The organism is Sodalis sp. RH16, from assembly GCF_047324245.1.
Taxonomy (GTDB): Bacteria; Pseudomonadota; Gammaproteobacteria; order Enterobacterales; family Enterobacteriaceae; genus Acerihabitans; species Acerihabitans ligni.
Map to the genome: position 1 here is coordinate 4,074,125 of NZ_CP178737.1, position 23,080 is coordinate 4,097,204.

The window sequence follows — 23,080 nt, forward strand, 5'->3', positions numbered from 1 at the left end:
AATTCCTCTATATCGTCCGCTGTGACGTTTTAGTGTAACGTTACAGAAAAAACGATTATTAAAATCCCTTGCTCCCGCCATCCCCCTTTTTGACTCGTCGGGAACGATAATTTTGCATGCCCACGCTGAAGGATCATGATGATGAACACTCAACGGCACCCTATGTTACACCAAGTACTGGTCTGTACCTTTTTAAGCTCGGTTCTGTTCGCCGCGGGCGGCGCGGCGGCCCAGGCGCAGGCTGCGGTCAATCTGCGCGTCTACTCGTCACTGACGGCGGACGATAACTCGGCGCACTACATTTGGTTTAAGCGTTTTCAGGCCAATATCGACAGCAATGCGAAACTGAAAGACCAGATTAAACTTAGCTATTTTCCAAACGGCATGCTGGGCAAAGAGGCCGATGCCATCCAACAGGTGCGCATCGGCGCCATTAACGTAATGATCTCCGGAACCTCCATCTGGGCGACGCTGGTGCCGGAAATCAGCGTACTGGACCTGGGGTATTTGTTTAAGAACTTCGACCAGGTGGGCAATGCGCTGGACGGGCCGGCGGGCAAAACGCTGTCCGATCTGATGCTTAAAAAATCCAACGTCGTTGTGCTTGGCTACGCATACAACCTTGGCGCCAGAAATATCTACACCAAAAAACCCATTGAGAAACCCGAGGATCTTAAAAACCTTAAAATACGCGTGTTGCCGGTGCCCAATTTTATCGCCACCATCAACCACATGGGGGCGGTCGCCGTACCGATGCCGGGCGGGGAAGTCTATTCCAGCCTGCAAATGGGCGTGATCGACGGCCTGGAACATGATTCCGCAACCGTGCTGGCCAACAAATATTATGAAATCGCCAAAAACGCCACGCTGACGCAGCACATCTACAACCCCATCATGATCGCCATGAATAACAGCAGCTTCCAGCAGATCCCGGAACCGCTGCGCCCCGAACTGCTGGCGGCGGCGAAAGAAGCCACCCAGTATGAACGCCGGCAATCCGGCCTGATCGAACAGAAGGCGGTGGAACAACTGAAAGCGCAAGGCATGGTTTTCCGCGAAATCGACCGGAACTATCTGCGCGGCGAAGTCAAACCGGTCTGGGATGATTTTCTGGCCAAATACCCGCAAATGAAGCCCGTGGTGGATGAAATCAATGCTGCCGGATCGTCTGCCGGCGCGCAGTAACGTTCCTGTACCCCGTGCTTTAGGCCGGCCTTCTTCTGACAGGAACCATTGAGGGGTTCAACATGGTAGACACATCTATGGCGACAAAAGGGCATACGGGACCGCTGGTTCATCTCGGTCGGCTCAGTAAATTCCTGACAATGATAACCTCCTGGGCGGGCGCCCTGGTTTTGCTGATTAACGTGCTGGTGGTGTTTCTCTCGGTAATCTGGCGTTATATGTTGCATTCCCCCATCGAGTGGGCGGAAGAAGTGGCGCGCGCCATGATGATCGCCCTGGTGTTCTTCGGGGTCGCCACGTCTACCGGCCGCGGCGGGCATATCGGGGTCGACCTGTTTTTGCGGTTTATCCCTGAACAAATACGCCCTTATATCGTACACGCCAGCCGCTGGGTGCTGTTTCTGGTGGCCGTCGGGCTGGTGATTTCCAGTTATGATCTGGGCCAGGCGTCCTGGCTGCAAACCACGGAAACCGGCCTGCCGCAGGTCATCTACGTGATCCCGGTCATCATTGGTTCGGTGGTCATGATGGTGGCGGCCCTTGAACACGCCCTGCGCGAGCGCGCCAAAGTGGTGCTGGTCAGCGGCGCGGGGATTGTGGTATTGGCACTGCTGGGCTACTTGAAACTTTCCATGATGCCCGATCCTTCAAGCGCAGCGGCGGGATTCATGCTGATCTGTTTTGTGCTCGGCATCTTTGCCGGCGTGCCGATCGCCTTTACGCTCGGTATGTCGGCGATGGTATTTTTTATCTGCGATCCGTCGCTGCCGTTCGTATTCTTTTCCCAGCAGGTTATCTCCGGCGTGGATCACTTTGTCTTGCTGGCGATTCCGTTTTTTCTGCTGGCCGGCGCCGCAATGGAAATCAACGGCATGTCGACCCGGCTGGTTGAGCTGGTGGTGCGCGGCATGGGCCGCTTTCGCGGCGGGCTGAATATGACCACCGTGCTGTCGATGGCGTTCTTCTCCGGGATTTCAGGCTCCAAGCTGGCGGATGTCGCCGCCGTGGGCGGGGTATTGATGCCGGCCGTGCGCCGCGCTAATCAGAACAGTGAAGAGGCCGCCGGGGTATTTGCCGCTTCCGCGGTGATTTCCGAGACCATTCCCCCCTGCGTCAACCTGATTGTCCTTGGGTTCGTGGCGAATATCTCCATAGGCGCGCTGTTTCTCGCCGGACTGATTCCGGCCGCTTGCCTGCTGGTGCTGATGCTGATAGCGGCTAACCGCTTCGGCGGCAAAATCAATATCAGGGAAGCCTACCCGAAGATGCGCCCGCTGCTGCAGCTGTGGATTGGCGCCATTGTCGGTTTGGCGATGATTTTCATGATTGGCCGCGGCGTGATGATGGGCATTGCCACCTCCACCGAAATTTCCGCCTTTGCCGTGGTATACGCCATCGTCGTCGGCCGGCTGGCCTTTGGCGAACTGACCTTCCGGGCAACGGTGAAGATGTTTGTGGATACGGCCGCCATGTCGGGGGTCCTGCTGTTTATCGTGGCCTGCGCCACCAGTCTCTCCTATGTATTGACCATCCAGATGATCCCGCAGGAAATCGCGCAATTTCTGGTGGGCATCGGTGTGAAGCAGGGCGCCTGGGTATTCCTGATGCTGACGATTGTCCTGCTGATCGTATTCGGCGCCGTGCTGGAAGGCGCGCCGGCGCTGATCATCTTCGCGCCTATTCTGGTGCCTATCGCCACGCAGCTTGGATTTAACCCGCTGCACTTTGGCATTGTGATGATTCTCGCCATGGGGTTCGGCCTGTTCTCGCCGCCCATCGGTTTAGGGCTATACACCACCTGCGCAATCTGCGGGGTGGAGATGAAAAATGTTATTCCGCCGATGATTAAATACCTGGCTGTCTCGCTGTTCGGGATTATTGTCGTCGCCATGGTGCCAACCATCAGCACCTGGCTGCCCCGATTGGCCGGTTATTGAAGCCGGATTAACCAGGATACGCAGAGAATCAATTGCAAAGTCATGAGGGAAGGTATGGCAAATATTCGGGATGTCGCGCGTCACGCCGGGGTTTCAGTAAGCAGCGTGTCCAATGTGCTGAACGGCCGCTCCGATCAAATGCGCCTGGCGACCTTGGAACGCATCAGGCAGGCCATGCAGGAGTTAAACTATCATCCCAACCGGGTGGCGCAGCAGCTTAAAACCGGGCAGGCCAAAATGATTGGTTTACTGGTTCCGTCCATCGTCAACCCAAGCTTTGCGGTTTTGACGCGTGAAGTGGACCGGGCCGCCAAAGCGCGCCAGTACCGGGTGCTGTTAGGCAATACCTATCGCCAGGAAGACGAAGAACAGGCCTTTTTGGAAGATATGTTCGCGCACGGCGTGCAGGGAGTGATTGTGGCGGCCAGCGCCATGGAGCGCCCGCACTTCGCCAATGCCGCCAGGCTCGGGCTGGTAATGGTGAACTACGACAGCCGGATGCCGAGCGACGCGCTGCTGGGGAACCTACCATTTGACAGCGTATCGATGGATAACGTTGCGGCCGGCCGGATGGCGGCGGAACACCTGATAGAGCGAGGATGCCGGCAGCTGGCATTCGTCACGGAAGCTTTCTTGACCATCAGCCGCGCGCATAAAATCGAAGGCTTTTTTTCCGCGGTCAGGGACCACGGTCTGACGGACAGCGCCAGGGTGATCGAAGGGAAAGCCCTGGCGGCTTATGGCGATACCGAAATGACCGAGCTAGGGCGCACCCTGGCGGCCAAAGTATTGCAACAAGCTCCCCGGCCCGACGGCATTGTGGCGATCAACGATGCGCTGGGTATCGGGCTGATGGCCGGGCTGCGGGACGCCGGCGTCCGTATTCCGCAGGATATTTCCGTTATCGGCATCGATAATATTCCCCTTGCGGATCTCGTCCACCCCGCGCTGACGTCCGTCATGCCGCCATTAACGGAAATGGTGGCGGTAATGGTGGAAAGGCTGTTGGCCAGAATAGAAAATCCGTCGATTACGCCGGGAGAGTTTTTATTTCCGCCCCGGTTGATTACTCGTCATTCGGTAATCGATAGCACTGAACCTTGATTTTTTAAGCAGGCCCCCGGGCTCACAATAATGTCGCCGGCCCGGGGAAATTTATTCAGCCATTTATGGCAGGGTCTCCTATTGCCCGGCGCAGGAGAACGCACCTGAGACAATAACGGATTCACTCGCAAGCACTACGTCATTCGAACACATTTCACACTGAAAAACAGGAGATCGGTATGGGCAGTTTGTCAGGAAAAAAAGTATTTATTACCGGCGCCGAACAAGGCATTGGCAAAGCGACGGCAATAGAGCTGATCAAAGCGGGCTGTGATATTTATATCCATTTTTTCAGCAATGAAGAGGGCCCCAAAGAACTCGTTAGCCTGGCCACCTCTTTAGGGCAACGGGCCGCTTATGGTTATGCTGATTTAACCAATGAAGACGACACGAAAAAATGCGTATTGGCGGCGGCGGAGTTTTTAGGCGGCGTCGACATTCTGGTTAATAACGTCGGCGGCATTATCGCCAGGAAATGGCTGGGAGAAATAGATAGCCAGTTCTGGAAAACGGTCATTGACGTCAATATGACCACCATGCTGAACGTTACGCAAAGCGCGCTGCCTTATTTAAAACAGGCGCCGGACGGCGCCAGCGTCGTCAACCTGGCCTCGCTGGCCGGGCGGTCGGGCGGCCACTCGGGCTCGCTGGCATATTCCACGACCAAAGGCGCCGTGCTGGCCTGGACCCGCTCTCTGGCAGCCGAGCTGGGCCAGTATGGCATCAGGGTTAACGCGGTTGCGCCGGGACTGATTCTGGGTACCCGGTTCCACAATCAGCACACCACCAAAGAATCCGCCGACGAAACCATCAGCGCGATTCCGCTGGGCCGGGCCGGCACTGCCGAAGATGTTGCGCGGGTGATTAAATTCCTGGCCGCGGAATACGATGGTTTCGTATCAGGGGCCACGATAGATATTAACGGCGGCATTTACCGTATGTGATGTATCGCCGGCGGAACGGACAAGACTACCCTATGCCAGACGGTATGACGTCTGGCATCTGCCTTAGGAAAAATCATGATCAAATCTGAAATATTGCATCCTGAATTATTAAGCTGCCTGGCAAAATGCGGACATAAAACCAATATTGTCATTGCCGACAGTAATTATTCCTTTGTCACCAATTCGGCGCCTCATGCCACCATTATCTATCTTAATTTTGCGCCCGGAATGATACGAAGCACCGTGATCCTAGAGAAAATCCTAAAATACATTAATATCGAAACGGTGACCTTCATGGAATATCCCGCCGATTTTGACAATACCATTGAAGCGGAATATAAAGCCATTCTGCCGGCGGGGACCGATATTGCCTACGTCGGCAGAAATGAATTTTACGCCGCCGCCAAATCGCCGGACACGCTGCTGGTTATCGCCTCGGGAGAAGCGAAACGATTCGCTAATCTTATTATTACCGTCGGCGTGGTGTGTTAGAAAGAATATTTGAGCGCGAATATTGCTTCGGGGCGAGGGCATAAACGCGTTTGAACGCGTGCCCGAATGCGCTCTCGGAGGAGTATCCCACCCGGAAGGCCGCCGCGGCAACCGTTGAACCGCGTCGCAACATATCCCGCGCCAACCGCATTCTCCAGCGGAGCAGGTAGTCAAGGGGCGACAGGCCGACTATGGATTTGAACCGTTTTGAAAATGCGGATCGCGACATGGCCGCCGTGTTGGCCAATACCTCCAGCGTCCAGGGGTAAGCGGCATTGCCATGCATTAGTCCGATGGCTTTACCGATCCTGACATCCACCAACGCGCCCAGCCAGCCGAAATCCTCCCCGTTTCCCTGATCCAGCGCTGCACGCAGCACCTGGACGAGCAGGACGTCGGCCAGCCGGTCGGTGAGGACGGCGGTGCCGATCTGCGTCCCCCGGATCTCATGGTCGAGAATCTGCAGCGTGGAGCGAATAACCGATGCCGAAGGGTTGCGGGCCGGTATCAGCAGAAAACGCGGCAGCGAGCCGAGAAGCAATTGTGCATCCGACGCTTCAAAGCTGAAGCTGCCGGCCAGCAAAACCGTGTCGTCCCCTTCATGATGCGCGATATCCGATTGCGCCCAATCAAACGCCGTTATGCCGTCTTCCGGCGTCAGGCGTTCGTCATTCGCCAGCACATAGGCCGGCGCGTTGGCGAGCAGAAAACAGTCTCCCGCCGCGAGCTGATGGCGCGGTATGTCGCTAAAATCGATCCAGCAGGCGCCGCGGATCACCGCGCCGAACTTCAATGCGGGTTTCGCCGGAAAGCGATAGGACCAGCCGCCGCTGGCCTCAAACCTTGTGCAACGGGCGGCGCGAACGTTTAAGAGAGAAAAAACTTCAGAGAGAGGATCCACACATTGAGCCGATCGCGACGATTTCTAAGAGTTTCAAGCATAGATCGTCCACTTTACCCGTGCAAGAATCATTTTCCAGCCACCTGAAAAGAGACGCGATAATGAGTATTGAAGGTAAGGTCATCGTCATCACCGGCGCAAGTAGCGGAATCGGCCGGGCCACCGCGCTGCTGCTGGCAGAGCGGGGAGCCAGTCTCATACTGGGCGCAAGGCGGTCCGACCGGCTTGCGGCCCTGTGCGAGGCCATCGTGGCCAAGGGGGGAAAAGCATCCTATCTTGTCACCGACGTCAAACGGCGCAATGACCTCAATCGGCTCGTGGAGCACGCCGTCGAACGATTCGGCAAGCTGGACGTGCTGGTCAATAATGCCGGGATCGCCCCGATTTCCCTGCTGGACGACCTGAGGGTGGACGATTGGGAAGACATGATCGACGTGAACGTAAAGGGCGTACTCTACGGAATCGCCGCGGCCTTGCCCGTCTTCCGTCGCCAGGGCTTCGGGCATTTCGTTAACACGCTGTCCACCGCCGGCATACAGATCGTCCCCACCATGGCGGTCTACGCCGGTTCGAAAAACGCCGTCCGGGCGATCTCCGAAGGTCTTCGCCAGGAGGCCGGCCCGTTGCTTCGGGTGACGACCATCTCCCCCGGTTATGTGGATACGGAGCTTCCATCATCGATGACGGACGAGGCTCTGCGGGCGCGGGGCGAGGCGAGCATGAAGGCAATGGCGATTCCGGCGGCCGCCATAGCCGAAGCTATTGCATTCGCGGTGGCACAGCCTGCCAACGTGGACGTCGGCGAGATAGTCGTACGTCCCACTGCCCAAGGGTAAGAAATAAAATTCCCGCATCTTGGTCTATTATTCTTCTTATGCCGCTTGGTGTCGGGACAATCGGATACCGTTCAAACATCCCCGTTCTGAATTTAATAAGGCCAATGAATGGAGTCCAAATCATTTTTCAAAAGTTGGGGCGCCGAATATGTCGCCGACGGCGCCGTCCGCTTTCGCCTCTGGGCGCCCGGCCAGGACAGGGTGACGCTCAGGCTTGCCGGCGAAGACGCACAGATGAGTCCCCTCGGCGACGGCTGGTTCGAACGGCTGGCAACCGGCGTGTCACCCGGCGCGGAATATCATTTTGTTCTCGCCGACGGCACGGCGGTGCCGGACCCCGCCTCCCGCGCGCAGAAGGCGGATGTCAATGGCCCGTCCCTTATCATCGACCCCGGGCGCTACGGCTGGCGGAACGGCGAATGGCGCGGCCGCCCCTGGGAAGAAACGGTTGTCTACGAAATGCACATCGGCACCTTCACCCCGGAAGGCACGTTCCGGGCCGCGATGGAAAAACTGCCTTATCTCGCCGAACTCGGTATCACCATGATCGAGGTGCTGCCCGTTTCGCAGTTCGGCGGCAACCGTGGCTGGGGCTATGACGGCGTGCTGCTTTACGCGCCGCATTCCGCCTATGGCGCGCCGGAGGATTTCAAGGCCTTTATCGATGCCGCCCATGGCCACGGCCTCTCCGTAGTGCTGGATATCGTGCTCAACCATTTCGGCCCGGAGGGCAATTACCTGCCGCTTCTGGCGCCCGATTTCTTCCACAAAGAGCGGATGACGCCCTGGGGCGCCGGCATCGCCTATGACGTCGATGCGGCCCGCCGTTATATCGTGGAAGCGCCGCTCTACTGGCTGGTGGAGTTCAATCTTGACGGCCTGCGCTTCGACGCGATTGATCAGATTGAGGATACTTCCCCCAAGCACGTGCTGATAGAGATAGCCGAGCGTATCCGGGCCGAGATCACCCACCGGCCGATCCATCTGACCACCGAGGACAGCCGCAACGTCATTTTCCTCCATCCGCGCAGCGAAGACGGTTCCGTGCCGCTCTTCACCGGCGAATGGAACGATGACTTCCACAATGCCGTCCATGTTTTCGCCACCGGCGAAGCGCATGCTTATTACCGGGATTTCGCCAATGCACCCGAGAAGCTCGTGGCCCGCGTCTTGGCGGAAGGCTTCGCCTATCAGGGCGAGATCTCGCCGCAGACCGGCAAAAAACGCGGCGTGAAAAGCGCCGGCCAGCCGCCGGCGGCCTTTGTGGATTTTATCCAGAACCACGACCAGGTCGGCAACCGCGCCCGGGGCGAGCGGCTGATGGAACTGGCCGGCGTCGACCGTACCAAGGTCCTGCTGGCCGCGCTGCTCTTATCGCCGCATATTCCGCTGCTCTTCATGGGCGAGGAATATGGCGAGAGTAATCCTTTTTTGTTCTTCACCGATTTCCATGGCTCCCTCGCCAAGGCCGTGCGCGAGGGCCGGGCAAAGGAATTCGAGGGCCATGCCGGCCATGAGGGCGAAAGCGTGCCCGATCCCAACGCCAGGAAGACCTTTGAGATGTCGAAGCTTGACTGGAAAAAAACGGACGGCAGGGATGGGAAGGACTGGCTGGCGCTCACCCGAGAACTGTTGGCGCTGCGCCGGCAGTATGTCGTGCCGTTGCTCGCCACGGCCGGCGGCAATGCCGGCAGGGTGGTGAAGACCGCACAAGGCTTTCTTGCCGTCACCTGGACTTTCCCGAAAGGCATTTTATCGATGGCGCTCAATATCAGCGAAACGCCCCAGCCGCTTCCCCTCCTGCCTGGCGAGACGATTTTCGTCTGGCCGAACGCGGCGAAGGAGCTGCCGCAGCATGCCATCATTGTCCGTCTCGCCCCGGGAGCCGCATCGTGAAAATCCCCACCGCCACTTACCGTATTCAGTTTCGCAACGGCATGACCTTCGACCGCGCCGCGGCCCTTGTGCCTTACTTGAAGCGGCTCGGCATCAGCCATCTTTATGCTTCGCCGGTGTTCACCGCCACCGCCGAATCGACCCACGGCTACGACGTGACCGACGCCAATGAGATAGAGCCTGCCATCGGCGGCCGGGCAGGTTTCCACCGCATGGTGACGGCATTAAAAGGCGCGGGTCTGGGTCTGATCATTGACATTGTGCCGAATCACATGGCCGCTTCACTGGAAAATCCGTGGTGGCGCGACGTTATCGAGCATGGCGAAAACAGCCGCTACGCCCGGCATTTCGACATTCACTGGTCGCGCCGCCTGACCTTACCCTTCCTCGGGGATACCTTCGACGCCGTGCTGAAAAACGGCGAGATTGCCGTGCGGCCCGACCCGAAGACCGGCAAGCCGGCTTTCGCCTATTACGACAGCTTCTACCCCCTTGCCCCGGAAACCTGGGCGGACCGCGAGGCGGAAGTCCTGAATCTCACCGATAAGGCGAAAATCGCCGAACTGCACGACAGACAGCCCTATCGACTGATGTCTTGGCTGGAGGCGCCGCGGGATCTCTCCTACCGTCGCTTTTTCGAGATAACCGGTCTGGTGGGGGTCCGGGTCGAGGACCAGGCCGTTTTCGACGATACCCACCGGCTTATCCTCGAACTGGTTCATTCCGGGGCGGTGGACGGGCTGCGGGTGGATCATGTGGACGGGCTCGCCGACCCGAAAGCCTATCTCCATCGCCTTCGCCGGGAGGCCGGACCGGACTGCTATATCACGGTGGAAAAGATCCTTGCCGAGGGGGAGGATATTCCGGCGGACTGGCCGATTTCCGGTACAACCGGTTACGAATTCATGGCATCGCTGGCGGATGTACTGGTAGACGGCGATAAAATCGGCGCCCTGCGCAAGGCCTATCACGATGTGGTGGGCAAGCCGGTAAATATGGAATCTGAACTGCGGGCGGCCAAGCTTTTGATGGTGGATAAAAATTTCGAGGGTGAATTCACCACCCTGTTGATGCTTGCCATGGCGATCGCCGGGGGGGAAGCCGTGCGGCTTGACGAGAAAGCCGCCAGGTCGGCCCTGCGCGAGCTGCTGGTTGCTTTCCCGGTCTACCGCACCTACGGCACGGCGCAAGGGTTGCCGCCGGCGGACTATGGCCTGCTGCAAAAGGTGGCCGCCAAGGTGAGGACCGGCGTGAATGCTCCCGATCCCGCGGCGCTTGATTTCCTTATCCGCATTCTCGCCGGCGAAATTTCGGAAGACGCCTCTGGCGAGGCCGCCGTTTTCCGTACCCGATTCCAGCAGCTGACGGGTCCGCTGATGGCCAAATCGGTGGAGGACACGCTGTTCTTCCGCCAGCACATGGCGCTGGCCCTCAACGAAGTGGGCGCCGAACCGGTGCCGCGCGTCTTTCCCCTGGACCGCTTCCACGCCCAGATGAAGATGCGGCTCGAACGGCATCCCGATGCGCTTTCCGGCACCTCAACCCATGATACCAAACGCGGCGAGGATGCCCGCGCACGGCTCTACACGCTCACCGAGGCGCCTGAGCTCTGGGCGGCATGCGTCGCCCGCTGGCGCCGCATGAACCGCTCCAACGTCACGGCGCTCAACGATGGCCCGGCGCCGGAGCCGGCCGTCGAATGGATGCTCTATCAGGCGCTGGCCGGCGTCTGGCCGACTACGCTCCACCCCCATGACGAGGCGGGCTTGCAGGCGCTGGAAGAAAGATTTTCCGCCTATGTGGAAAAAGCGCTGCGGGAAGCAAAGCTGCGCACTAACTGGGCCGACAGCAACGACACCTATGAAAAGGCCGTACTCGACTATGCCCGCCGCCTGCTTTCGCCGACAAACCATGACTTTCTCCTGGATTTTTTCGGCGCGCTGCAACCCTTTATCCGCGCCGGCCTGGTCAATAGCCTCACCCAGACCGTCGTCAAGCTGACGGCGCCGGGCGTGCCGGATATCTACCAGGGCAGCGAGGCGCTGGATTTCAGCCTCGCCGATCCCGACAACCGGCGTGAGCCGGATTTCGCCGCGCTCGAACGGCTGTTGCCCGAGGATGACAAGCCGGTTTCCACCACCGAAGAGGGCTGGCTGAGCGGCCGGCTCAAACAGCATGTCATCGCCAGGCTTCTGCGTTTACGCCGGCAGATGCCGACGCTGTTTCGCCAGGGCGACTATCTGCCGCTCGCCGCCGCGGGCAGGCGTGGGGGAAACGTCCTGGCTTTCGCACGGGCGGAAAATGACGATGCGCTGATTGTCATCACCCCTTGTCTGGTTTTCGGCGCGTTGCGGGACAGCCTTGCCCGGCCGCAGATGAAGTGTTGGCCGCAAACGGAAATCATCCTGCCCCATCGGCTGGCCCACCGCCGCTACCGCAACATTCTCAGCGGAGAAGAGATAGTCTTGACCGACCGCATCGACCTGGCATCAGTGGATGGCTGTTTGCCCGTCATTTTGATGAGTTGATGATTTTTATGTCATTATGGCCATCGGGGCCGCCATTCGATGGCTAATGACCGCTATGCGGTGTTTGAAATAACACCGGCCTGGATGAATAGCATCGACGGCTCCTGGCTTACGGCGTGTCTCAGCCCCCTAGAGATCCAGACACCTATTCCCGCTTAGCTTAGCGGATTGGCCCTGGGATCGCAGACTGTAACCAATAACAGCGCCGCTAACCCAGATGCGTGTGCCTTTCCTGCACAGACCCGCTGTCCATCGATACGATGCCCTGCACAATGCCGCAGGCGTCCACCCGCTGTTCACTCCGGCAGCGCCTGCGCAGGCCGGTAAGCTGCTCTTTAAGCTGGGTCAGCTCCCTGATGCGCTCCTCCACATGGTCAATATGCTCCTCAAGCAGATGGTTGACCGCGCCGCATCCGCTGTCGGGCCGATCCAGCAGGCTCAACAGCATGCGAATTTCCCCGTGGGTCATATTCAGCACGCGGCAGTTGCGGATAAACCGCAGGCGCTCCACATGGGCCGGCGTATAGCTGCGGTAGTTGGCGGCAGTGCGCACAGGGACGGGCAGCAGCCCCTCTTTTTCATAAAAACGCACGGTTTCCACCGTGCAGTGCGCCAGTTGCGCCACTTCACCGATTTTCATGCCGGCCTCCTTTAGGTCTTGACTCTATAGTAGCTTCAGGGTGTGCAATACGCCATAGAGAATATTAACCGGAGCAAAACATGGCCTTTCAGCGCATAACCCCTATCACCACGCCGCCCGACTGCTGCCATGCCCGCGTCCCGGGGCGGGGGAACGCTATTGAAAGTCCGGCCGAGGGAAATAAACTTCACCCGCGGCCATGCTGTGGGGCGGAGGCAACGCATCCCATGGCGCCGGGCCGCGCCGCTTTGGGCGCAACCGGTCTTCCCACCGGCGTCCGGTTAAGCAGGCTGTATATTGACCAGATGGATTGCCCCACCGAAGAAGGGATGATCCGCAAGAAGCTGGGCGGGATGTCCGCTGTGCGGAACATGGAGTTTAATCTGATGCAGCGGGTGCTGACCGTCATGCACGAAGACGATGCGCTACCCGCCGTTGAAGCCGCCATTCGGGAACTGGGCATGGATAGCCGGCCGGTGGCGGACGCAGCGGCCGGCGCGGCCGGCAATGCCCCTGAGCCAGCGGCCAAGCCGTGGTGGCCGCTGGCGCTGGCGGGCGTCGCGGCGCTGTGCGCGGAAGGAGTCCATTGGGCGGGATGGCCGGTGTGGATCGGCGCTGCGCTGGCGCTGGCGGCCATTGCCATCGGGGGCCTGGGCACCTATAAAAAAGGCTGGATCGCGCTGCGCCACGGTAATCTCAATATCAATGCCTTGATGAGCATTGCCGTCACCGGGGCGCTGCTTATCGGCCAATGGCCCGAAGCGGCCATGGTGATGGTGCTGTTCGCCCTGGCGGAACTTATCGAGGCGAAATCCCTCGACCGCGCGCGCAACGCCATACGCGGACTGGTACAGCTTACCCCCAAACTGGCGACGGTGCGGCAGCCGGACGGCGGCTGGGCCGACGTCTTTGCCGGCGATATCGAACCGGGGCGGATCGTGCGGGTAAAACCCGACGAACGCATTGCCCTCGACGGCATTATAACGGACGGCCAATCCAGCGTGGACCAGGCGCCCATTACCGGCGAGAGCCTGCCGGTGGACAAAACCGCCGGCGATACGGTATTCGCCGGCACCATTAACGGGGCGGGCGCCTTTGAATTCCGGGTCACGGCCGCCGCCGCGCATTCAACGCTGGCGCGCATCATCCACGCGGTAGAGGAAGCGCAGGGCGCGCGCGCTCCCACCGCGCGGTTTATAGACCGTTTCGCCAGGATCTATACGCCGGCGGTGTTTGTCATCGCCCTGGCCGTCGCCGTACTGGCGCCGCTGTTGTCCGGCGGCGGCTGGTACGAATGGGCATACCGGGCGCTGGTCATGCTGGTTATCGCCTGCCCGTGCGCCCTGGTGATTTCGACGCCGGTGACGATTGTCGGCGGCCTGGGCGCCGCTGCTCGAAACGGCATTCTCATCAAGGGCGGCGCCTATCTGGAGCAAGGCCACAAGCTTGCCTGGCTGGCGCTGGACAAAACCGGCACCATTACCCACGGCAAACCGGCGTTAACCGATACGGTGGTATTGACGCGGGATGCAGGATTAGACCCGGTGCGTATCGCCATCGCCATCGCCGCCCGATCGGATCACCCGGTCTCCCGCGCGGTAGCGGCGGGGCGGCCAATAGACGGCGCGCTGCCGGAAGTCACGGCGTTCGGCGCCCTGCCTGGCCGTGGAGTGCGCGGCACGGTGGACGGGGTGAGTTACCAGTTCGGTAATCATCGGCTCATTCATGAACTCGGGGTCTGTTACGCCGATCTGGAGGCGCGGCTCGGTGAACTGGAGGCGCAGGGCAAAACCGTGGTGTTGCTCAGCGACGGCAAACGGGTGCTGGCGTTGTTCGCGGTGGCGGACACCGTTAAGGACAGCAGCCGTGCCGCCATCCGGGCGTTGCATGAGCTGGGCATCAAAACCCTGATGCTCACCGGCGACAATATCCACACCGCACGAGCTATCGCCGGTCAGGTCGGCATAGATGACGTCCTGGGCGATCAGCTGCCGGAAGACAAGCTGCGGGCGGTGGCGGAGTATGGGCGGCGCGGCAAGGTGGGCATGGTGGGCGACGGCATTAACGATGCGCCGGCCCTGGCGAGGGCCGACATCGGTTTTGCCATGGGCGCGGCGGGGACCGATACCGCCATTGAAACCGCCGACGTGGCGCTGATGGATGACGACCTGAATAAAATCGTGCGCTTCGTTCGGCTGTCCCGTGCGACCCGGACGGTGCTGGTGCAAAATATCGTGCTGGCCTTGGGCATCAAGGCTGTCTTTCTGGCATTGGCCATGCTTGGCATGGCCACCATGTGGATGGCTGTCTTTGCCGATATGGGGGCCAGCCTGCTGGTGGTGGCGAACGGACTCAGGCTTACCCGCGGGTAAGCCGGGTGCCGGTCCGATAGGTTTTTTAGGGTTTGCCTACCGGCGTCGGCGATCAGATTCGCCCCGGTGGCGGGTTCCCTGACTCCATCCATGGATTGAATGCCATTAATCCTCACTCGGCAGAAAGTTGGACTCGCCGGTCGTCTTTGCTACAATCCGTCTTTCATCGCGACGGGGTGTTTATGGTGTTGTCGCGGCAATCATCCTCATGAACTTCCTGCCGACCTTGGCTTGTTTAAGACAACAGTATTAGAGGCAATGCATGCAAACGATTCGCTGGGGCATGATCGGCTGCGGTGATGTTACCGAGGTGAAAAGCGGGCCCGGGCTTTACAAGGCTGCGCATTCCGTCCTGCTGGGCGTGACGAACAGAACGCTAGCCAAGGCCGAGTCATATGCATTGCGCCATGGTGTGTCCAGAGTCTATCCGGATGTGGCTGCTCTGCTGGCGGATCCCGAGATTGATGCGGTGTATATCGCCACGCCGCCGGCCGAACACAAGGCGCTGACCCTGCGCGCCGCCGCCGCCGGCAAACACGTGTACGTGGAAAAGCCGATGGCGATGAACTACGACGAATGCAAGGAAATGATGGCGGCCTGCCAAGCTGCCGGTGTTCGGCTCTATGTGGCGTTCTACCGCCGCGCCATGCCGCGTTTCCTGCAGGTGAAAGACTGGATCGACCAGGGCGCCATCGGCACTGTGTGTACAGTGAGCATTCTGCAGCGTCAGAAACCGGCGCCCGAAGAACTGTCGCCGGAGACGTTGCCCTGGCGTTTGCGGGCCGATGTGGCCGGGGGCGGAAAATTTTTGGATATGGGCGTGCATGTGCTCGATATGCTCGCGTTCTGGTTCGGCCCGGTCAGCGAAGTACATGGCCAGGCCGGCAACCGTGGCGGTGTTTACGCTGTTGAAGACACCGTCACCGCGACCTGGCGCCATGCCAATGGCGTCACTGGCGTGGGTAGCTGGTGTTATGTGGGCCACGATAATGCCGATCGCGTGGAGATTACCGGCACGCAAGGCCGCATCGAATTCGAATTTTTTGCCGATTCACCGCTACGCCTGGTCACCTTGGCAGGGGTGAAGGAAACCCTTGTCGCCAATCCCACCCATGTGCAGCAACCGTTTATCCAGAGTATTGTCGACGATCTGAATGGCATAAGCGTTTGCCCGGGCGATACGCAAGCCGCGGCGCAAACCAGCGCCGTCGCCGATAGTATCCTGGATTCGTTTCGCCGGAAATCAGACTGATTGTCCGCCGGACCCCTTCGTTAAACCACGGGAGGAGACATGCCTGTCCCGACCGGGTACATTGTCAACGAGCGCGAAGGAGACATCCCTGTCTCCTTGGAACGGCTCATTCCATTGAGCATTCCCTAGAACTGCACCAGGCCGATAACATCCCACCATACCGGGCCGACCAGGGCGAAAATGCCGGTGAATATCACACTGAACAATAGCCCGAGCAGCCAGAATGGTTTGAGCGGAATATAGCCGGAATCAAAGAAAATGGGGGCTGAGCCGTTGCCATAATGGGTGAGACCGCTCATGAAGTTGCCGGCAAACCCCAGGCTGATGGCCGCCAGCATAGGCGGCGTACCCAGTGCGAGCAGAAGGGGCAGAAATGCCGGAACCATAGCCGCCGTGTGCGCGGTGGAACTGGCAAAGAAATAGTGCGCATACATATAGCTCAATATCACCAAAACGAACGCTGCCTGCCATCCCATGCCGCCCAGAGACGCGGACAGGTGCTGCGTCATCCAGGGAATGAATCCCATGGAGTTCAGATACTTGGCCATCATTACCAGGGCGGAAAACCACACCAGTGTGTTCCATGCGCCTTTCTCGGCGGCAAGGTCTCCCCAGGTTAACACCCGGGTAAGAAGCATGACGACGAGACCGGTCATGGCGGCTATCGTGGCATCGATATGGAACAGCTTGGCGCCAAGGGTCCACAGAAATATCAGACCGATGAATACGCCAAGCATGATGTATTCGTCCCGTTTGACCGCCCCCAGCTCGGCGAGTTTTTGCTTTGCTATGGTAACGGCTTCAGGACTTTTTTTAATTTCAGGCGGCCAGACAAGCATGAGCACCAGGGGCAAAACCCCCAGACAGACGAGGCCGGGCACGATTGCCGCCATGAACCAGGTGCCCCAGTCAAGATGGATGCCGTGGTTAACGGCAACATTGGCGACGATGGGATTGAATGCGGCCGCCGTCAGGAACATGGCGGATACCACCAGGTTTCCCTGGAAAGCGTTCGCCATGATGAACGACCCGAGGCGCCTTTCCGTACCCTTGGCCGGATCGCTGTCATACGCCAGGGAGATGGATTGCTGCAATGGAAACAGGATACCCCCAAGGCGGGCGGTGTTGGAGGGCACCACCGGGGCGATGACGAGGTTGGTCAATGATGTTGCATAGGCGAGTCCAAGGGTGGTTTTTCCCACCTTGCTCATGAACAGGTAGGCAATACGCTGCCCCAGGCCGGTTTTACTGAAGGCCCGTGAAATAAAGAATGCCGTAACGATAAGCCAGATGGTGGGATCGCCAAAGGAGATCAAGGCCTGTTCCGCTTTGAGGGTGCCTGTCAGACCGCACATGACAATGCCTGTAAACGCAACGACGACCATGGGGTACGGCTTGATGATGAATCCGAGGATGGTTGAGAGAAAGATTGCAAATAGCTGCCAGGCTTTGTGGTCCAGACCTTCCGGCGCTGGGGAGTAATATATGGCGAGGAAAATGACTACCCAAAGGATGCGTTGCCAATTGGCGCCGAGAAAGTTTTTTTCCGTCTTTCCGACGATAGGAATAATCGCTTGCATGATATCTCCTAATAAACGCCGTCGGAAGTCTTCGCGACTTTCGACGAATGGCGTAAATAATAGTTATTGAGAACCTGTCGTTTTTATCCTTGCATCAACAACCCTGATTATTGCCGGCGAGAATACCTGCCGCCCTGTCAGGATTGAACACGCCGCACATGCAAATGCCGCCCATCTTGTTCGCTGCTTCTTCCGCCGTCATCCTTCCCTGGTCCACATCATGTTCAAGCGCCCGCACATACTTGGCCGGTATGCGTTGATGACCGCACATGGTGGTGATGGACAGGGTTTTGGGGTCGGTCAGCCTGGAGGTATTGCCAAACACGCCCAGAGACATGTTGGCATAGCAGGGCGTCACCCCGGCCTCTTTACAAATGCGGACAAGCTCGGTGATCACTCCGGAAAGAAGGATGGACTGGTTCAGCTCTTTCTTCTTTAAAATCCGAAGAAATTTTACCGCCGCCCTTGGGTTGGAAAACACGCCGCGCAGGCGCGAATTCTTTTGCAGCCTGGCTTTTATCTCCGCGGCGGGCATGGTGAGAATGGTGCCGATCTTGGTGTCGCCCCAGTTGGCAACGTCACCGCTTTCTTCCACCGCCCGAAGGAGGTGCCTGGCGGTTTCGGGAAAATTGTCGTCGTTCAGGCCCTTGGTGGAGTAAGCCAGCCAGCAGATTTCTTCACCTTGCGACTCGGGCGTTCCGGCTCTGTATAATGTGTGAGTCATATCATCATTCCTAAAATATATTATATTGCCATTGGATACAGTCACTGCATCACAATGGGGGAAGCCTTGATAAATCGGGCGAGTACGGTTTACCTAACCCGACGTTGATTTTGGAACGCACCGGGCGGGGAATTCCCAGGTCATCAAAGCAACTCAGCACCTCTTCATTTTCGATATTCCCGTCCACAGGGAGAATAAGGCCCGGACAGAGCACAGTATCAATGTCTGTTGATACCTCCTTTAGCGCCTTGAGGATGTCGGGGAGCTTGCTCTTATGGAAATCACCTTCGGTGAGAAGACTGTGCATGTGCACATCAAGACAGTCCGGGCGAAATTTCCCGGTCGTGCGGTCGGGAATGATGGTTGCAAGAGGAAAATCGCCCTCGGCAAACTCCATGCCCGCGGCCATTAACGCCGTAATGATTTTTTCTGCGTCACGAAGATACAAGCCGACGCCAGGCCTGCCCATATCCAGGCAGATGCTGAAATAGTCGGGCTTGAGAGTGGGTTTCACATCCAGGGTTTTTATTTCTCTTCCCCCCCGGCCTGCGTTGCCGCCGGTGACGCTGGATCCTCTGGGGTCGCCAAAAGTCTGCTGAAAAATCTGCAGGTCGGTCAAATCGGTTGTGGGATGAATAGCTCCGAAAGGGCAGCTATTTTCACAGCAGCCGCAAAGTGTGCACTGTTTGGGATCTACTTTACATTTACCGTCGAGATAGTCGATGGCATCATCAGGACAAAAGAGCAGACAGGTTTTACAACCCGTACAGAGAGATTGATCAATAAAGCTCATGATATTTACCATATCCTTTAACATGTGAGGGTAGGTTGACCCATGTTCAAATAAACATTAGGCATATCCTGTGCCAAACAATGTGAAAGAAATTATTTCGGCGAATAAGCTAATAATCCTCGGCTTTATAAATCAACGAGCTGCAAGAAAATAATTCATTTGTCTCATGCTAAAAACGCCGGGGAAAATAAATCAAAGTTTGTTCCATGCAACATAATAAATAACCACTAAGGGGTATAACTGTTTCAAACGCATAAGACTGTTTCATGGCGCGAATTTATAGGGTTAGCAGCAGTGCGCATGATAATGATAATGATAAGGAGTCTCCTTAATGAGCGGTATTACTTTAATAGCAGCCGACAGGAATTCATTTTCTCTTGGACACAAATTAAGTATGCAATTATTTCCCGAGATTCTCGTGGTCCGGGGCGTATTGGGAGAAGGCGTGGCGGCGGCAGCGAATCAGATACGGCAGGGAACGGAGATCCTCATTAGCAGAGGGGCCACTTCCCAGGCAATCAGGGCTGCATTTCCCGCTCTGATTCATGTGACCATCCAGCGCACAGCCTTCGACTATATTTCCGCGCTTAACCTCGCTCAAAGCGTTGGCAGCCCCATCGCCGCCATCGCCCTCCCGCATCTCGTTGATGGATTGACGGCCACCGCGCGAATTCTGAATCTGCATCTGCGTTTGTACCCCATCTTCAAAGAAGAGGAGGTGGAGCCCATTATATTGCGAGCCATTAACGAAGGGGCCTCTGTTGTTGTCGGCAGTTCATCAACCGGCATCGCCGCGGCGCGATTGAAAGTGCCCTACGTTGTTGTGCAAAGCGGCGAAGAAAGTATTATCGCCGCCATGAACGAGGCGCAGCGTATTTATGAGACGATGCGCATAAACCGGGCGGAAAGTTCCCTCCTCCATGCTGCGGTGGATGCCGCTGATAACGGTATCGTTGCCATAGACAGAATGGGAAGAATCGTCGCGTACAACCTGATGGCTGAACGAATCATGGGGGTCGGCATCAGCGACGCCCTCAGTAAACCTTACTCAAAGCTGTGGCCGAAATTCGATTTTAAAATGGCGATAAGGAATGACTCGACTCCACTGTACCTTTCGCCCAACGGGACGTCCGAGGTTGCAGGCACCGCAAGGCCTGTGAAGAGCCATGAAGAAACGGTAGGCGTCGTGGTGAGTTTTCAGGAAAAGGGCCACCAGCATAATCTGGCTTCACCCGGCAAAAAAACGACTGGAACCGGGCACATCGCCCGTGCGCAGTTCGAGGATATCCAGGGTTCGAGTCCGGCCATGCAAAGGACCGTCGCCCTGGCAAAACGCTACGCGCAGACAGATAGCACCGTATTTATCGTCGGTGAAACCGGCACCGGAAAGGAATTGTTCGCCCAAAGTATCCATAACTTTAGCCCGCGGGCCAAGAAATCCTTCGTCGCGGTGAATTGCTCTGCGCTCCCCGGTTCACTGCTGGAAAGCGAGCTTTTCGGCTATGTCTCCGGCGCCTTCACCGGCGCCAGCAGCAAGGGTAAGGCGGGACTGTTCGAGCAGGCGGATGGCGGCACGATTTTCCTGGATGAGATCACGGAAATAGAACCGCATATCCAGACAAAATTGTTGCGCGTGCTTCAGGAAAAGCAGGTTATGCGCCTTGGTAGTGATGCCATCACCCCTTTTGACGTGCGCATCATAGCGGCGAGCAATGAGGATATACCCCATTTGCTTGATGCCGGCAAGTTTCGCTCGGATCTCTATTACCGGCTCAGCGTCCTGATGCTGAACTTACCGCCGCTGCGGGAAAGACAGGAAGATATCCCTCTTTTGTGCCGCTATTTTCTCAAATTACATACCCCTAAAACGGCCCTCGCGCCAAGCTTCACGCCGGGAGCCCTGCGTCAACTCTGCGAATGGCCGTGGCGTGGCAATATTCGAGAAATGCAGAACGTTATGATCCGTGTCGCCACCACGGTGAGAGAGCACCTGGTGGAGAAGGAGACCATACGGGATTTGCTGGAAGGGACCCTGTGTCTGGGGACGGATCCTGATTTTTCCCAAGGGAGGGAAGAAAGTATCCGGCAGGCGCTCGCCAAGGCCGGGGGAAAAAAAGGCAAGGCCGCCGCCACCCTGGGCATGAGCCGTACCACCCTCTGGCGGAAAATGCGGGAAATAGAGATGTAGGCCGAAGACACCCGGCTGACCGTGCCGCCGGTTTCGTAATACAAATTTGGCAGATAGCTGAAAGATGGGTCGAATGCCTTATATCCCGACGGGTGCGGCGCAAGCAGGAAGGTTTCGAAAAACCAGGCGGTATCAATCCAGGAAGGTATGAAAGCACGGTAAAATAGCCCCCCAGGACATGGCGTCGGTCCGGTGGGCGGCTCTGTTCAGCGGACGAGCGCGTTTGACCGTTGGCGGATGTTCTTGACGGTCAGCCAGGTAGCCGAAATGAGGAAGTACAGCGCACCGAAGCCCGCGTAGGGCGCAACGATGGACACATCCAGCGGGATGCCGCTGGCAGCCTGCTTAAACATGAAGGCACCGGCTAGCGCGGACTGCGCGCCGCTTAAGATCATTGCCCACTGGCCCCCTGACGTCTTCCAGCGGCGAACGGCGGTGGCCAGTTGCAGCAAGCCGGAGAAGATAGCCCATATGCCGAACACCTTGATCGTGGCCTCCATACTCACTGTCAGCGCCCAGCCGATAGCAATGGCGACGACGATGCTGACGATGAAGTTGAATTTTTGCGGCGGGTTGGATCCGAGGCCGCCGTTCTTACCGGCATCAAGGTAATTGGCGAATGCGTCCCAGGCCGGATACAGGACCAGCAAGGCCGCCCCGATGGCCGGGTTGTGCTTGCCGATGAGGACCGCGAGTATAATCCAGGCAACTGAAACGCCTGCCCGCAAAAAATAGTAGATCTGGAGCCACTGGTTCTGTGAGCTATCAGGGGTAGAGTTGGCACTTTTCATGACGGTTCTCCAAAAGGTTTTGTCAGTCGCTAAAAACTACCTAACGACAGGTAGCTTGTCAACCCGCGACTTTGTAAATTACGGCACCGGTGATTCCGTTACGCTCCGGTTGAAGCTGATTTGGCCGATATTGGAAGCTAACCCATCAGAGGATCTGCGGGCGCGACGCTACTTGCATAGACATGTGGGAATAGGCATACGGGTCAGCATCAATTTTTATGATTGCTCTTGACATTAAAACTACCTTCTAGTAGGTTTTCTTGCCCACTGGCCGACTTCAGCCAATCACTTTCTCTTGATATTGGTCTTATGCCATGACTACCGAGCGCGCACACAAAGCAAACGAAATCATTTCTTATACCAGACAATTACTGACATCCGGTGGTTACCGCAGTTTCAGCTTTGCTGATATCTCAGAAAAGGTAAATATCCGTAAAGCAAGTATTTATCATCATTTTACCAGTAAGGCCGAGCTGGTCAGTACTGTCGTTGCCCAGTATCGGGAAGAGGCGCAAGCGGGAATGCAGATGCTTAACCGTAATATCAATGATCCGGTGGCTGAACTGCAGGCATATGCGGATTACTGGTCTACCTGTATCAGGGATGGCTCTTCACCGTTTTGTATTTGTGCCATGCTGGCCGCTGAGCTACCCACGCTGCCGCCTGAAGTGGCCGCTGAAGTTTCCGGACATTTCACCGATCTTTCCCGCTGGTTGACCGCGTTGCTCAGCAGGGGAGAAAACAAAAACGTATTTAAACTTCGCGGCACGCCATCCGCCGAGGCTAATCTGTTAATGGCGACGGTGCATGGCGCAATGCTGGCGGCACGCGCCTTTGATGACGTTGAGATTTTTCAGCAAATTGTGCAGCCATCAATCAATAATATCATTCTTACCGCCTGATAATTTGGATCGGTA

The 23,080-nt window shown here is 57.5% G+C and carries 18 protein-coding genes; 12 read left to right on the plus strand and 6 right to left on the minus strand.

The window, feature by feature from the left end; translation table 11 throughout:
* The first annotated feature begins 162 nt into the window (after positions 1–162).
* The 5 genes from ACL2XJ_RS18700 to ACL2XJ_RS18720 all read left to right on the plus strand — a co-directional run bounded on the left by ACL2XJ_RS18700 (position 163) and on the right by ACL2XJ_RS18720 (position 5,662).
* On the plus strand, positions 163–1,185 hold the full coding sequence (locus ACL2XJ_RS18700) for a TRAP transporter substrate-binding protein (RefSeq protein WP_132922160.1): 1,023 nt from the start codon (positions 163–165) through the stop codon (positions 1,183–1,185).
* A gap of 62 nt (positions 1,186–1,247) precedes the next feature.
* Entirely contained in the window at positions 1,248–3,122 is a 1,875-nt protein-coding gene (locus ACL2XJ_RS18705; RefSeq protein WP_413724096.1) for a TRAP transporter large permease subunit, read from the plus strand.
* Between the two features lie 54 nt (positions 3,123–3,176).
* Positions 3,177–4,226, plus strand: a complete 1,050-nt coding sequence (locus ACL2XJ_RS18710) for a LacI family DNA-binding transcriptional regulator (RefSeq protein WP_413724097.1) — start codon at positions 3,177–3,179, stop codon at positions 4,224–4,226.
* Positions 4,227–4,405: 179 nt separating this feature from the next.
* The gene (locus ACL2XJ_RS18715; RefSeq protein WP_203521851.1) at positions 4,406–5,170 is read left to right on the plus strand and encodes an SDR family oxidoreductase; all 765 of its coding nucleotides are present in this window, start codon (positions 4,406–4,408) and stop codon (positions 5,168–5,170) included.
* Between the two features lie 75 nt (positions 5,171–5,245).
* The gene (locus ACL2XJ_RS18720) at positions 5,246–5,662 is read left to right on the plus strand and encodes an RbsD/FucU family protein (RefSeq protein ID WP_413724098.1); all 417 of its coding nucleotides are present in this window, start codon (positions 5,246–5,248) and stop codon (positions 5,660–5,662) included.
* On the opposite strand, the gene ACL2XJ_RS18725 is transcribed toward ACL2XJ_RS18720, so the two are convergent.
* The gene (locus ACL2XJ_RS18725; RefSeq protein WP_413724099.1) at positions 5,640–6,563 is read right to left on the minus strand and encodes an AraC family transcriptional regulator; all 924 of its coding nucleotides are present in this window, start codon (positions 6,561–6,563) and stop codon (positions 5,640–5,642) included. The genes ACL2XJ_RS18720 and ACL2XJ_RS18725 overlap by 23 nt on opposite strands.
* 101 nt (positions 6,564–6,664) lie before the next feature.
* Between ACL2XJ_RS18725 and ACL2XJ_RS18730 the strand changes: the two genes are divergently transcribed.
* From ACL2XJ_RS18730 to treY, 3 genes are all read left to right on the plus strand, one after another.
* Complete coding sequence (locus tag ACL2XJ_RS18730; protein WP_207917781.1) at positions 6,665–7,399, plus strand: SDR family oxidoreductase; 735 nt, start codon at positions 6,665–6,667, stop codon at positions 7,397–7,399.
* Positions 7,400–7,507: 108 nt separating this feature from the next.
* Positions 7,508–9,295, plus strand: a complete 1,788-nt coding sequence (gene treZ / locus ACL2XJ_RS18735; protein ID WP_413724100.1) for a malto-oligosyltrehalose trehalohydrolase — start codon at positions 7,508–7,510, stop codon at positions 9,293–9,295.
* Positions 9,292–11,823, plus strand: coding sequence for a malto-oligosyltrehalose synthase (treY, locus tag ACL2XJ_RS18740; RefSeq protein ID WP_413724101.1), 2,532 nt, complete (start codon positions 9,292–9,294; stop codon positions 11,821–11,823). The genes treZ and treY overlap by 4 nt, the downstream gene beginning before the upstream one ends.
* Before the next feature lie 208 nt (positions 11,824–12,031).
* On the opposite strand, the gene cadR is transcribed toward treY, so the two are convergent.
* Complete coding sequence (cadR, locus tag ACL2XJ_RS18745; RefSeq protein ID WP_413724102.1) at positions 12,032–12,463, minus strand: Cd(II)/Pb(II)-responsive transcriptional regulator; 432 nt, start codon at positions 12,461–12,463, stop codon at positions 12,032–12,034.
* Positions 12,464–12,690: 227 nt separating this feature from the next.
* On the opposite strand from cadR, the gene ACL2XJ_RS18750 reads away from it, so the two are divergent.
* Positions 12,691–14,835, plus strand: a complete 2,145-nt coding sequence (locus tag ACL2XJ_RS18750) for a heavy metal translocating P-type ATPase (protein WP_413726920.1) — start codon at positions 12,691–12,693, stop codon at positions 14,833–14,835.
* A gap of 283 nt (positions 14,836–15,118) precedes the next feature.
* Positions 15,119–16,087, plus strand: coding sequence for a Gfo/Idh/MocA family protein (locus ACL2XJ_RS18755; protein ID WP_413726921.1), 969 nt, complete (start codon positions 15,119–15,121; stop codon positions 16,085–16,087).
* 125 nt (positions 16,088–16,212) lie between these two features.
* Here the strand turns inward: ACL2XJ_RS18755 and ACL2XJ_RS18760 are convergent, their stop codons facing one another.
* The 3 genes from ACL2XJ_RS18760 to ACL2XJ_RS18770 all read right to left on the minus strand — a co-directional run bounded on the left by ACL2XJ_RS18760 (position 16,213) and on the right by ACL2XJ_RS18770 (position 19,184).
* Positions 16,213–17,667: an anion permease gene (locus tag ACL2XJ_RS18760; RefSeq protein ID WP_413724103.1), complete on the minus strand. Its 1,455-nt coding sequence runs from the start codon at positions 17,665–17,667 to the stop codon at positions 16,213–16,215.
* Between the two features lie 94 nt (positions 17,668–17,761).
* Positions 17,762–18,391, minus strand: a complete 630-nt coding sequence (locus tag ACL2XJ_RS18765; protein ID WP_132922147.1) for a hypothetical protein — start codon at positions 18,389–18,391, stop codon at positions 17,762–17,764.
* Between the two features lie 49 nt (positions 18,392–18,440).
* Entirely contained in the window at positions 18,441–19,184 is a 744-nt protein-coding gene (locus ACL2XJ_RS18770) for an indolepyruvate ferredoxin oxidoreductase subunit alpha (protein ID WP_413724104.1), read from the minus strand.
* 394 nt (positions 19,185–19,578) lie between these two features.
* Between ACL2XJ_RS18770 and ACL2XJ_RS18775 the strand changes: the two genes are divergently transcribed.
* Complete coding sequence (locus tag ACL2XJ_RS18775) at positions 19,579–21,372, plus strand: sigma 54-interacting transcriptional regulator (protein ID WP_413724105.1); 1,794 nt, start codon at positions 19,579–19,581, stop codon at positions 21,370–21,372.
* 206 nt (positions 21,373–21,578) lie between these two features.
* On the opposite strand, the gene ACL2XJ_RS18780 is transcribed toward ACL2XJ_RS18775, so the two are convergent.
* Positions 21,579–22,163 (minus strand): DUF308 domain-containing protein, encoded by a 585-nt coding sequence (locus ACL2XJ_RS18780; protein WP_132922144.1) that lies wholly within the window; start codon positions 22,161–22,163, stop codon positions 21,579–21,581.
* 314 nt (positions 22,164–22,477) lie between these two features.
* Between ACL2XJ_RS18780 and ACL2XJ_RS18785 the strand changes: the two genes are divergently transcribed.
* A complete protein-coding gene (locus tag ACL2XJ_RS18785) occupies positions 22,478–23,065 on the plus strand; it encodes a TetR/AcrR family transcriptional regulator (RefSeq protein WP_413724106.1) in 588 nt (195 codons plus the stop codon).
* Positions 23,066–23,080 lie beyond the last annotated feature (15 nt).